The 12,619-nt window shown below is 64.0% G+C and carries 7 protein-coding genes; 2 read left to right on the top strand and 5 right to left on the bottom strand.

Translation table 11 applies throughout. The features are described 5' to 3' along the window. Positions 1-25 precede the first annotated feature (25 nt). Entirely contained in the window at positions 26-1,381 is a 1,356-nt protein-coding gene (locus AC1RMG_RS10850; RefSeq protein ID WP_493169195.1) for an MFS transporter, read from the bottom strand. A 48-nt stretch (positions 1,382-1,429) separates the two neighbouring features. Further along, positions 1,430-3,133, bottom strand: a complete 1,704-nt coding sequence (locus AC1RMG_RS10845; protein ID WP_493169193.1) for a long-chain fatty acid--CoA ligase — start codon at positions 3,131-3,133, stop codon at positions 1,430-1,432. A 322-nt stretch (positions 3,134-3,455) separates the two neighbouring features. Between AC1RMG_RS10845 and AC1RMG_RS10840 the strand changes: the two genes are divergently transcribed. Together AC1RMG_RS10840 and AC1RMG_RS10835 are read left to right on the top strand one after the other, a co-directional pair. After that, positions 3,456-3,905, top strand: coding sequence for a PaaI family thioesterase (locus AC1RMG_RS10840; RefSeq protein ID WP_019093300.1), 450 nt, complete (start codon positions 3,456-3,458; stop codon positions 3,903-3,905). A 158-nt stretch (positions 3,906-4,063) separates the two neighbouring features. Further along, a complete protein-coding gene (locus AC1RMG_RS10835) occupies positions 4,064-4,852 on the top strand; it encodes an IclR family transcriptional regulator (RefSeq protein ID WP_015634531.1) in 789 nt (262 codons plus the stop codon). Between the two features lie 197 nt (positions 4,853-5,049). On the opposite strand, the gene AC1RMG_RS10830 is transcribed toward AC1RMG_RS10835, so the two are convergent. From AC1RMG_RS10830 to AC1RMG_RS10820, 3 genes are all read right to left on the bottom strand, one after another. Continuing rightward, positions 5,050-8,037 carry a two-partner secretion domain-containing protein gene (locus AC1RMG_RS10830; RefSeq protein WP_493169191.1) on the bottom strand — a complete coding sequence of 996 codons (2,988 nt, stop codon included), beginning with the start codon at positions 8,035-8,037 and terminating at the stop codon, positions 5,050-5,052. A gap of 143 nt (positions 8,038-8,180) precedes the next feature. Then, positions 8,181-9,323 (bottom strand): fimbrial protein, encoded by a 1,143-nt coding sequence (locus tag AC1RMG_RS10825; RefSeq protein ID WP_262214182.1) that lies wholly within the window; start codon positions 9,321-9,323, stop codon positions 8,181-8,183. A gap of 220 nt (positions 9,324-9,543) precedes the next feature. Next, a complete protein-coding gene (locus AC1RMG_RS10820; RefSeq protein ID WP_368994469.1) occupies positions 9,544-12,579 on the bottom strand; it encodes a two-partner secretion domain-containing protein in 3,036 nt (1,011 codons plus the stop codon). Positions 12,580-12,619: the final 40 nt, after the last annotated feature.

The raw sequence follows: 12,619 nt of genomic DNA, 5'->3' as shown, positions 1-12,619 counted from the left end.
GCTCCTGGGCAATCCAATGGGTAGTTCATGATTCGGCGACGACCGCAGCGACCTTGGGCGCCCGGGCGATGCGCGCGGTCACCAGTACCAGCCCGCCCGCCAGCAGGTACATGACAATCCCCAGGTACATGCTCGACACGTGGCCGCCGGTATGGCTGTTGATCACCCCGTTGAGCCAGGGTGTGACCGCCGGGCCGAGGTTGCCCAGGCTGCTGATGAAGGCAATGCCCCCGGCGGTGGCCGCCACCGACAGGTACTCGCTGACCAGGGCGAAGAAGATCGGCGTGCCGGCCTTGATCCCCACGTAGGCAAAACCCAGGGCCGTAACCGACAGCAGCAGGTGGCCGTTGAGCAAGGTGGTGACCGCCAGGCCGAACACCGCGATGGCCATGCAGCCGACGAAGTGCCAGCGCCGCTCCCGGTGCTTGTCGGAGTGCTGCCCGATCAGCACCATGCCGACGATCCCGACGATATTGGGGATCGCGGTGATCAGCCCGACCTGCAACAGGTCCTTGCTGCCCCAGCCCTGGATCAGGCTCGGCATCCAGAACACCAGCATGTAGGTGGCGCCCAGGAACATGAAATAGGCCGTGGACAGCAGGTAGATCCTGGGGTCGCGAAACATCTGCGCCAGGCTGTCCTGGGATTTGTCCCGGGCGTTCGCCAGATCCCGGGCCATGTCGGCGTCCAGCAGGCGCTTTTCCCCGGCGCTGAGCCAGCGGGCCCGGGCCGGGCTGTCCTGCAGATAGAAAAAAGCCACTACCCCCAGGACACTGGCCGGCAGCCCCTGGATCATGAACATCCATTGCCAGCCGTGCAGGCCGACCGCGCCGTCCAGGTACTTGAGGATGCTGCCCGAGACCGGCCCGGCAATCAGCCCGGCGACCGCGGCGGCGGTCATGAAGATGGCGATCACCTGCCCCCGGCGCGGCGCCGGGAACCAGTAGGTGAAATACAGGATCACCCCGGGGAAGAACCCGGCCTCGAAGGCCCCCAAAAGAAAACGCAGAACGTAGAACTGCATCGGGGTGCTGACGAACATCATCGCCGCGGCCACCAGGCCCCAGCAGAACATGATCCGCAACAGGGTCTTGCGCACGCCGCTGCGCTTGAGCATCAGGTTGCTGGGCACCTCGAAGATGAAGTAGCCGATGAAGAAGATCCCCGCCCCCAGGCCATACACCGCATCGCCGAACGGCAGGGTCTGCTTCATCTGCAACTGGGCGTAGCCGATGTTCACCCGGTCCAGAAAGGCCACCATGTAGCACAGCATCAACAGCGGCAGCAGGCGCCAGCGGATCCTGGCGTACAGCGTGTCGAGCTGCCGGGCATGCTCGGGTGAGGCGTGGGGATCATGGACCGTTATTGTTGTTGTAGTCATTGTCGTCTCCGACGCAGTCGCGGGTTGGCCCGCCTGGGAAATCACTCTTCAGCTATGGGTCGCCTCGCGATCCTGGAGCACGCGCCACATCACCTTGCCGGAGCCGGACTTGGGCAGGCTGTCGACGAACTCCAGCACCCGCGGCACCTTGTAGGCGGCCATGTGCTCGCGCGCCCAGGCGATGATCTCTTCGCTGGCGGTGCGGCCCCGGGCCTCGCTGCGCAGCACCACCAGGGCCTTGACGCTTTCCCCGCGGTAGGCGTCCCGGGTGGCGATGACACAGGCTTCGTGCACCGCCGGGTGCTTGAACAGCAGCGCCTCCACTTCCGCCGGCCAGACCTTGAAGCCGCTGCTGTTGATCATTCGCTTGAGGCGGTCGGTGAGAAAGAAATAGCCCTCCTCATCCATGTGCCCCAGATCGCCGGTGCGCAGGAAACGCTTGCCCTCGAACTCGACGAACGCCGCCTCGGTAGCTTCAGGGTTGCGCCAGTAGCCTTTGAACAGCATCGGGCCAGAGGTGATGATTTCCCCCACCTCGCCGGGTGCAAGTTCCTCCAGGGTGCGCGGGTCCACCACCCGTGAATCGACGCCAAAGAACGGCATGCCCAGGCATTGCAGCTTGGCCCGCTCAGGGGGGTTGCCATGGCTGGCGGCGGCGGTTTCGGTGAGGCCGTAGCCTTCGAGAAAAGTCAGGCCGAACTCCTGGCGCAGGCGCTGCGCCACCGCCTCGGGCATCGCCGCCCCGCCACCGTTGATATGCACCAGGCTCGACAGTTCGAAGTCCTGGTAATGGGGGCTGGCGAACAGGTCGATGACCATGGTCGGGATGCAGGTCCAGTGGGTCACCCGGTACCGCGAGATCAGCCGCCCGGCCAGCTCCCGATCCCAGCGCGGCATGATCACCGTACTGGTGGCGTCGAACACCGCCCGCAGGACAAAGCACACCAGGCCGGTGATGTGGAAGAACGGCACGACCCCAAGGCCCACCGACTCCACGGTGGATTGGGTCCAGCTGCCGCTGACCGCGTTGCTCATCAGGCTGCGATGGGTGTGCATGCAGCCCTTGGGATGGCCGGTGGTGCCCGAGGTGTATTGCAGCAGCGCCAGGTCATCGGCCTGGGCAGTGTGCGGGCCGGGGCAACGTGCCTGGGCCAGGGCCTCGTTCCAGCGCTGGTAGCCTTCGGGCAGCGCTGGCTCGCTGCGCAGCCAGGCATCGATCTCGGCGCTGGCGACCTCCGCCGGGTGCATGTCCGCCGATGCCGGCATGGCATCGCTGTAGCGGGTCACCAGGACCCGGTGCAGTCGCTGCTCGGGTTCGAGGCTGGCATTCGCCGCCTGGGCGATGGGCGCCAGGTCCGCGGCGCAGATCAGTACCCGCGCCTGGGCATCGCCGAGCTGGTAGCTCAGCTCTTGCACCTTGTTCATCGGGTTGATCGGCACCAGCACCGCATTGGCCCGCAGGATGGCGTAGCAGGCGATGACGAATTGCGGGCAGTTCTGCAGGTACAGCGCCACCCGGTCACCGGGCTCGACCCCTTCGCCCTGCAACCAGCCGGCCAGCGCCAGGGCCTCGGCCTGCAACTGGGCAAAGCTCAGCGTGTGGCCGAAAAACCGGTAGGCGACCTTGTCCGGGTAACGCCGGGCCGCCACCTCCAGGTTGAACCAAAGCGAGGTGGCCGGCACCGACAAGGCCAGGGGCAGGCGCTTGGGCCAGACACGGTGATGGGGGCGCTGGGTACGAGCGGTGGACATGGAAGACTCCTTCAAGCCCGGGAATGATCGAGGGAACAGCCATGGACAGCGTCATCCGGTGCCGGCTGGCCAGCCAGGCCGCACGTTGATGGGCCACCGCCCCGGGTCGATCCTGCCCCATGCGGGGCGTGATTTTCAACCACTTATATTCCGCTGTGCGAAATAACATTCCATATTGACCAGTAGAATATTCGCTGACATCCTGCATTTCAACGAGCCATTTGCCCTGCGAAACACAATCAGAACAATCACTGCTGCCTGGCCACGGGGAACACCTGCCCTCCAGGACACCCGACCGGGACTGACCCAAGAGCCATCGCCCATGAGTGCCGTACCCGAAGTTTCGATGCTGCAAGGCCTGTTCAGCGGATTCGCGGCCCATCTCGGGTTGAACCTGCGGGAATACCAGCAGGCACAAACCGTTATCGCGGTCACCGTCCAACCTCATCACCTCAACCAGGCCGGCAATCTGCACGGCGGTGTCATCGCCTCCCTGGCCGACACCGCCATGGGCATGAGCGGCACCTGGCATGCCGACCCCGCCCAGTGGCGGCTGGCCCTGACCCTGTCCCTGAACATCAACTACATGGCCGCGATCCCACCGGCCACCGAGGTCCGGGCCGTGGCCCGCCTGCGCGGCGGCGGGGCCAAGATCTTCATGGCCAGCTGCGACCTGCTGGATGCCCAGGACCGCCTGCTGGCCAGCGCCGAAGGGGTGTTCAAGCGCGGCCGCCTGCGCGCGGCAGCCACTGAGGTTATGGCGTGCCCTTGATTGGCCGGTGATGGCGTCAGGAACGGAATCGGGTTTCGTCAGGGAATCGCAGATTTCAATTGCGGCGGTTCCGGGATAACATTTTTCCTTTGTTTCCACGAATCCGCTGCGTGGTCAACCGGCATTGCGCCCGGCACCAGCCCCTACCGGAAGACCCCATGCAAGACCCGAACGACTCCCCGGAACAAGCGCCCAAAGACCGTAAGTTCGTCGAAGCCCTGGCCCGAGGCCTGGAAGTCCTGCGGGCCTTTACCCACGGTCACGCGGTACGCGGCAACCAGGACATCGCGCGCATCACCGGCCTGCCCAAGCCCACGGTGTCGCGCCTGACCTACACCCTGACGCAACTGGGCTACCTCAAGTACAACCAGGACCTGGAGAAGTACCAGCTGGATTCAGCGGTACTGGCCCTGGGCTACGCCTACTCCGCCAGCCTGCGGGTGCGCCAGCTGGGCAAGCCGTTCATGGACGAGTTCTCGCGCCGCACCAACACCACCGTCAGCCTGACTTGCCGCGATCGCCTGTCGATGATCCACGTCGACAGCAGCCGCCCGCCGGAAGTTGCCAGCCTGCGCATGGAGCCCGGGCTGCGCCTGCCCCTGGCCACCAGCGCCGCCGGGCGCGCCTACCTGGCCGCCACGCCGAAAATCGAGCGTGACCATCTGTTGGGGGAAGTGGCGAAAAAGCTCGGTGATGAATGGCCTGCCCTGGAAAAATCCCTGGAAGACTCCTTCCGTGAATACGAAGAGTTCGGCTTCTGCCTGTCACTGGGCGAGTGGGACCGCAACGTCAACGGTGCCGGCGTGCCACTGCGCCTGGCCGACGGCAGCATCATGGCCCTGACCTGCGGCGCCCCGAGCTTCCAGCTGTCCAGCGAAAAACTCGAAAGCTCCCTGGCCCACCAACTGGTGATGCTGGCACGGGACCTGGAAAGCCTGGGCGTCTGAGGCAGGCCATAAAAAACCCCTGATCCGCGATGGATGCAGGGGTTGGTTTCAAGGTTGCCCAAACGCCAGCCAATCGAAAGTGCCCAAGGGCAGGACACTCCATCGATGCTGAAGCAGGCAGCCGATTCCGGACACGCCCTGGGTTGCCAGGGCATATCCGAAGTGGGCAAGCGCCTCTATCGACGGCCGGGGGCGATTCAGTTGCCCATCACCCCCTGGTTGAAGTCGGCCGCCTGACTGAACGGGCGGTCGTAACCCAGGCTTGCGTAGTTGGGCGCAATCACCTGGATATTGCCGAAGGCTGCGGACTGGCGAATGTCACCCAGGTCCACCCCCGCCAAGCCGCCAAGCCGTGCATCCCGGCTGCCTGAAACCTCACCACTGGCAAGCGCGTTGACGATCCGCGCGTTGTTCTGCCCCACCAGGCCACCGACCACGCTGTAACTGCCCCCGGAGACATTGCCCTTGGCCGAAGCGGTGTCGATAAGGCTGTCACCCTTGAGAACGCCATGCGTACCCACCAGGCCGCCCACCGCGCTCTTGGCGCCAGCACTGGCATCACCACGGGCTTCCACCGACTTCAGGTCCCCGGCGTTGTAGCCGATGAGCCCGCCGACATGGCTTTGGTCCTTGCCCACGACGTTGCCCCAGGCCGTTGAGTTGGCAACCAGCCCGCCCACGTTGTAGCCGACCAGCCCGCCCACGTTGCTGTTGCTCGCGCCCTGGACCAGGCCGAAGGCCTCGGCAAGGCTGATGTGGCCGTCGATGTTCTGCCCCACCAGACCACCGATGTGCAGGCTGCTGCCGCCATTGACCGAACCACTGGCCGTGACGTTGTGCAACGTGCTGTCCTGGTTCAGGCCCACCAGGCCACCGGCCGTGGCAAAGTTCTTGCCCAGCAGCCCGCCGCTGGCGACAGAGTCACTGATGCGGCCCGACTCGTTGCGCCCCACCAGGCCGCCGGCATGGCTCGCGCCATTGCCCGAGACCGCCGTCGAAGACTGGGACCCCTCGATGCGGCCGCCCTGGTTGTAACCCACTAGGCCACCCAGGTTGGTGCCCTTGTAGCTGTAGCTGTCACCACTGGAAACCGTTCCAGAACTGGAGGAACCGGCAATCAGCCCTTGATGATTGACGCCCACCAACCCGCCCACACCGCCCTCGGCGTTGCTGGCGATGCTGGCGGTGAGCCGGACATCGGCGCTGCTGTTGGTCACGGTGCCGCCACTGCCCGCCACCTGACGGTTCTCGCCCACCAGGCCACCGGCCGCCGAGGTAAAGCTATTGCCCAATACCACACCGGCCACCGACGACGCGTCGATGGAGCCACCGGCGTTGCTGCCCACCAGGCCGCCGACCAGGTTGTCCTGCCGGCCCTTGGCATTCACCCGCAGTTTGCTGGCACTGACGTTGGCGATTTTCCCGCTGTTGCGCCCCACCAGGCCACCGACGGCACTGCTACCGGTGGTGGACGTGGCGCCGTTGATGGTCATCGAGGCCAGCTTGAGGTTGCCGATGCTGCCGGACGAACTGGCGAACAGCCCGCCGTCGGTGCCGTTGCTGTTGACCGTCAAACCGCTGAGGGTGTTGCCCAGGCCCTCGAAGACGCCGCTGAAGGTTTGCTGCCCACCGATGGAGGTCAGGCGTGCACTGCTGTCGATGGAGTTGCCCAGCACGTAGCGGCCCGCCAGATCCTGGTCGATCGCCTGCAACTGCGTGGCGTTTTGAATGACGCTGTAGGCTTCGCCGTTGGCATCGAAGCGGGCGCCGTTGCCGGACAGGGTGACGCCGCCATTCTGGCCCAGCGCAAAGTTGCCGCCATGGTTCAGCCCGAGGCTGCTGTTGCTGCCGCTCAGCGTCAGCTGACGATTGAGCTTGATGTCCCCCTGGGCGTTGAGTTCCACCCGGGCATTGGCGCCACCGGCAAACAGGCTGTCATCCAGGCGGATGTCCTTGGCCGAAGAGAGGGTCAACTGGTTGCCACTGAACCAGAAGAGCCCGTTTTCCACCGCCACGTCGCCCTTGCCACTGGCCAGTTCGATATGAGTGGTTGCCAGGTTGCGCGACAGAGTTTCGGCATGGGTGGTGTTGCTCTTGGCGGTGAGGAAGGAGCCCACCTTGACTTCGTTGCTGGCGATCTTCCAGGTGCCCGTCTGGCCATCCCTGGCCTGGGTGTCGACCTTGGTCGTCAGTTGCACCCGAGTGTTGGCGCCCCGGGTTTCGATCACCCCGCCATCGCCCTTGCCGTCCAGCGCACTGGCGCGCAGCGAGCCATCGACGCTGACCACGCCCACGTCGCCGCCATCCAGGGTAATGCGCCCGGCCTTCTGCGACAGGGTGTTGGCTTCGACGGTGCCCTGGTTGTTGACCACCGTCTGCAGCATGGAACCCGCGCTCTTGGCGGTCATCAGCACCTGCCCGCCATCGGCCTTGAGCAGGCCGGTGCCGGTGTTGTGCACCAGCGCGTCGAGCGCTGCGCTGTCGACATGCAGGTCCAGCAGTTGGTTGTCATCGAAGCTGACGGTGAAGCCATCGCCTGCGGCCAACGCCACACGGCCGTTCTGCGCCTTGATGGTGCCCTGGTTGGTCACCCTGGCCCCGAGCAGCGCCACGCCACCGCCGTCAGCGGCAGTGATGGAGCCCTGGTTGACCACCTCGGCTGCCGAGGTGCCGGCGAACTTGTAGTTGCCGGCCTTGAAATCGGCATCGCTGATATCCCGGGTCGAAGCCACCAGGCCACCGACATTCACCTGAGCGCCCTGGCCGAACACCACGCCGTTGGGGTTGATCAGGAACACCCGGCCATTGGCGTTGATCTGCCCGTGAATCTGGCTGCCATTGACACCCACGACCCGGTTCAGGGCGATCGAAGTGCTGGTGGGCTGGTTGAAGGTCACCGACTGACCGTTCTGCACGTTGAAATCCTTCCACTGAGTAACCAGCTTGTCCGTCTGCTGATTGATGGACATGTGCTGGCCCTGGGTATGGAAATCGGCACTGCCGGACACCACCTCCCCTCCCGTGGGCAACGCAAACGCCGAAGGCAACCCGGTCAATGCCAACAGACTGGCAACTGCCACCACCAGGCACTTGCCGGAGCCGGCACGCCGACGCCGGGCGCCTTCGTGAGTGACGTTCCAGCAGCCCTGGGCCTGGTTCCATACCAATGCATAGATCTTGTTCATGAAAACTCCATATCGATTTATCTACGTACTGCAAACCTTTGCAGCACGGCACTGCCGCTGAAGCGCTCGCTAGGCCTTCAAACTGGACGACGGTGTTGGGTAGAACTTGCCCACGGACGGCCCGGCTCAATGAGCGGTCGCGATCATGGGAAGGTAAAAGTGAACTCTGCAGCCCCGTTGGCAGCCCCTCCGGCGTGAACCTCCTGGTCATTGCCGATGCGGATGTAGCTGGCTCGCAGGGGAATGCTTGCGCCATCGCCGATGCGCTGCATCTCGTAGCTCTGGCCGCTGTACTCGATGCGCTCCGAGGTCAGCCCATTGGTCATGACAATGCCGAACCCGCGGGTGGTGGAATCGATCAGGCCCAGCACGCCCTTGACCGCAGAGCCCCCTGACTTGTCGATAAAGCTGACGCGAGGCCGGGCCTGCATCGAACAGCGGCTCAACCCGATGCTGAAGGGAACCTCGGGCGAGGTGGCATTGACCTGGGGAAAGTCCGCCAGGGAGAAGCGCCCCAGGCGCACGCCGATCTCCTTGTAGGCTTCCACCACACAGGTCTTGGGCAGCTCGATGTCCATGTTGAAGTCCAGGCCGCCCATGACCAGGCTCTTGCGGCAGCTGTAGGTCAGCGGCGGGCTGAGCTTGCCCAATTGGGATCCCAGGGTTGATTCGTTTTTTTCCAGGTCGTACGCATACAACTGCAGGTAGGACGAGCCTGTTACCTGGGTCACTTTGAGAGTGCCCGTGGGCAACTGATCCGGCGGTACGGTCAGGATCAGCGATTGAATAATCTGGGTGACCATGGTCTGAGCGGGTAAACCGCTCTCGTAGATCAGGTCATCATTTTTTTCCAGGACAATGGGAGAAGTGACCTGGGTCACTCGTATTCTCTCCCGCCCTTGCGGAGCTACGTCCAGTCGCAGGCCAATGCCGGCGACATCGGTAGGCGCGGCGTCATCGGTCTGCGGCGTACCGGGGCTCCAATGTCCGGCGGTCACCAGCTCCCGCGGTTTCCCGGAGATCGCCAGGTTGAAACTGGTATGCAAGGTCACCGTACGCTCCCACAACACGGTTCCCACCGGGGTATTGGTGTTCAACGGGTTGACCAGCCTCCAGGGGGAACCGGCCTTGCTGCTGAGGTTGCAATCCCTGGCATAACCGTTCAACGAGGCCGCTTGCGCCTCTGCGCCGCCCCAGCCGCAAAGCACCCCTGCGAGCATGACGCCATGAACCCACAGGGGCAGCGGTCTGCAATCGGCTACAAGCCTCAGCCATTGGCGAATCATCTGTCTTTCTCCCTGTCTGCGCCTTGGTGATACCGCCCCTGACAAGGGCAGCGTTCTGCACAAACGAGATGGATTGCCCAACAGTGGCCGGCTGCTCGCGGCCACCCCTAAAAAAGATCATCAAGGAACGAGACAAGCAGGTACCCGCCAGCAGCCGGAACCCGGTGCGCCAGGCGCACCGGGGGCAACTGCCATTCCTCGGATCAGTGGTTGTGGATCATCAGTTGCGAATGTCGCCTTGGTTCAGGCCGACCGCGGGTACCTGAGTCGCCAGGCCCAGCGCCGTGTTGTAGCGCATGTCGCCGTAGTTGACCCCGACCAGGCCGCCATAGGTCTGGGCGTAGTTCGACACGAACTTGACGTTGCCGTAGGCCACGGAGTTGCGCAGATCGCCCATGTTCAAGCCGACCAGGCCACCCAGGCGGGCATAGGTGCCGCCGCTCACCTGACCATTGGCCAGGGAGTTGGTGATGAACGAATTGTTCTGGCCGACCAGGCCACCCACCGAACTCTGGCTACCGCCCACCACATTGCCTTTGGCCGAGGCACTGTTGATCCGGTGATCGACAAAGTCGCCGTTGGTCCCCACCAGCCCGCCGACAAAGCTGTTGGCGCCGCCGCTGACGTCACCGCTGGCCTCGGCCGAACTCAGGTCACCGTCGTTGTAGCCCACCAGGCCGCCGACGTAGCTGAGGTTGCCGCCGCTGACCTTGCCACGGGCCACGACATATTCGGTGTTGCCACCAAAGTTGTGCCCGATCAGGCCACCGATGTTGCCGCTGGCTCCGCCGACCACATCACCTGTCACTTCAGCCGTGTGGATCCGACTGTTGTCGTTCTTGCCCACCAGCCCGCCGACGTTGGCACCGGTCGAATCGCTGACCTTGCCTGTGGCCTTGACGTTATTGAGCTCGCTGTTCTGGTTCCAGCCCACCAGGCCACCGGCAGCCACGGAGCCCGCACCGACCACCGCGCCACTGGCGCTGGAGTCGACGATAGCGCCGTTGTTGTTGAAGCCCACCAGGCCGCCGATACGGCTGGCGGTGTACCCCCAGACGCCGACCGAGGAGCTGGCGCGTTCGATCCTGCCACCCTGGTTGTAACCCACCAGGCCACCCAGGTTCGGGTCCTGGACGTAACGGTTGAACCCGGTACCGACGGTGCCAGCACTCGAAGAGTCGCTAATCAGGCCGCCCTTGTTGACGCCTACCAGGCCGCCCATGCCGCCATTGGTGGTGACCTGCATGGTGCCCAGCACCCGCACGTCGGTGGTGCTGTTGGTAATGGTGCCGAGGCCAGCCGAAGCGACGTTGTTTTCCCCCGCCAGCCCACCGACGGCGGAGGTGTTGGCATTACCGGTCACCGTACCGGCCATCGAGCCACGATCGATGGTGCCGCCGGCGTTGACACCGACCAGGCCGCCGACAATGTTGTTCTGGTTGCTGTTGGCGAAGACGTTGAGGTTGGTGCCACTGACGTTTTCGATGCGGCCGGTGTTTACGCCGACCAGACCACCGATTTTGCCGAAGCCTGCGTTGGAGGTGGCGCCGTAGATGTTCATCGACGCCAGCTTGAGGTTGCTGATGGTGCCGGACGAGCGACCGAACAGGCCGCCGTAAGGGCCGTCGGTATTGACCGTGAAACCACTGATGGTATTGCCCAGGCCGTCGAAGACCCCGTTGAACTCTCGACTGCCACCAATGGACTTGATGCTGCCGGTACCCTTGATGTCGTTGCCCAGCACATACAGGCCGTCGAGGCTGGTACCGATCGCCTGCAATTGCGCGGCGTTCTGGATCACCTTGTACAGGTCGCCATTGGCGTCGAACCAGGCGCCACTGCCGGACAGGGTGACCTGGCCCTTCGGCCCCAGGGCGTAGCTGTTGCCGTAGTCCAGGCCCAGGCTGCTGTTGACCCCGGTCAGCGCTACGGCACCATTGATCTTGATGTCCCGATTGGCATTGAGTTCGATACGGGCGCCCGCACCGCTGCTCTTGAGGTTCTTGTTGAGGCTGATGTCCTGGGCCGAGGCCACGCTCAATTGATTGCCGCTGGCCCAGGCGATATCACCATCGATCGACACGTTGCCGGCCTTGCTGTTCAACTCGATGTTGGTGGTAGCCAGGTTGTGCGACAGGGTATCGGCATACACGGTGGTTTCACCGGGCGTGGAGGTCGGATTGACCGTGACGTCCGAAGAGCTGATCTTCCAGGTCCCGGCCCGGCCATTGTTGGCCAGGGTGTTGACCCGGGCGGCCAGTTGCACCTTGGTGGTGGCGCCCTTGGTTTCCACCACGCCGCCATCGCCGATGGCAGTCAGTGCGTTGGCGCTCAGCGAGCCGCCGACGTTGACCACGCCGACGTCACCGCCGTCCAGGGTGATCTTGCCGGCCTTGCGCGACAGGGTGTTGGCTTCGATGGCGCCCTGGTTGTTGACCACGGTCTGCAGCATCGAGCCTGCGCTCTTGGCGGTCATCAATACCTGCCCGCCGTCGGCCTTGAGCAGCCCGCCGTTGCTGACCAGCGCATCGATCGCCGCGGCATCGACTTTCAGGTCCAGTAGGTTGTTGCTGTCGAAGCTGACGGTGAACTCGTTGCCGCCACCCAGGGCCACGCTGCCCTTCTGCGCCTTGATGTCACCCTCGTTGCGCACGGTCTTGCCGATCAGCGCCACGCTGCCGCCATCGGTGGCGGTAATCATGCCGTTATTGACGACTTCAGCCTGCGAGGTCCCGGCGAACTTGTAGTTGCCGGCGGTGAAGTTGGCATCGGTGATGTTCTGGGTCGAGGCCACCAGGCCACCGACGTTGACCTGGGCGTTGTTGCCGAATACCACCCCATTGGGGTTGATCAGGAACACCTGGCCGTTGGCATTGATCTGCCCTTGGATGTTACTGCCATTGACGCCAGTCACCCGGTTCAGGGCCACCGAGGTCTTGGTCGGCTGGCTGAAGGTCACCGTCTGGCCACGGTTCACGCTGAAGTCGTTCCAGTAGGTGATCAGCTTGTCGGAGTGCTGGTTGATCGACATCTGCTTGCCATTGTCGAACGTCAGGATGTCCGCCGTGCCGGAGACCACCGTGCCTCCCGTCGGCAACGCGAAGGCCACAGGCAGAACACCAATGCCCAGCAGCCCGGCCACCATCACCACCAGGCCCTTGCGTGTTCCGGAGCGGCGACGACGGCGTGCGCCCTCGTCGGTCACACTCCAGCAGCCCTGGGCCTGATTCCACACCAATGCATAAACCTTATTCACGTTGACTCCTTATCTACTTATTAACGCCCTGCAACCTATG

Source organism: Pseudomonas sp. GW822-FHT04H02 (assembly GCF_058800645.1).
Note: the sequence above shows the minus strand (reverse complement) of the source record. Positions and strands in the feature narration are given on the sequence as shown.

Excerpts from the sequence above, each read along its gene's own strand:
- AC1RMG_RS10850 (WP_493169195.1), bottom strand. The coding sequence starts at position 1,381 with ATGACTACAACAACAATAACGGTCCATGATCCCCACGCCTCACCCGAG.
- AC1RMG_RS10845 (WP_493169193.1), bottom strand. The coding sequence starts at position 3,133 with ATGTCCACCGCTCGTACCCAGCGCCCCCATCACCGTGTCTGGCCCAAG.
- AC1RMG_RS10840 (WP_019093300.1), top strand. The coding sequence starts at position 3,456 with ATGAGTGCCGTACCCGAAGTTTCGATGCTGCAAGGCCTGTTCAGCGGA.
- AC1RMG_RS10835 (WP_015634531.1), top strand. The coding sequence starts at position 4,064 with ATGCAAGACCCGAACGACTCCCCGGAACAAGCGCCCAAAGACCGTAAG.
- AC1RMG_RS10830 (WP_493169191.1), bottom strand. The coding sequence starts at position 8,037 with ATGAACAAGATCTATGCATTGGTATGGAACCAGGCCCAGGGCTGCTGG.
- AC1RMG_RS10825 (WP_262214182.1), bottom strand. The coding sequence starts at position 9,323 with ATGATTCGCCAATGGCTGAGGCTTGTAGCCGATTGCAGACCGCTGCCC.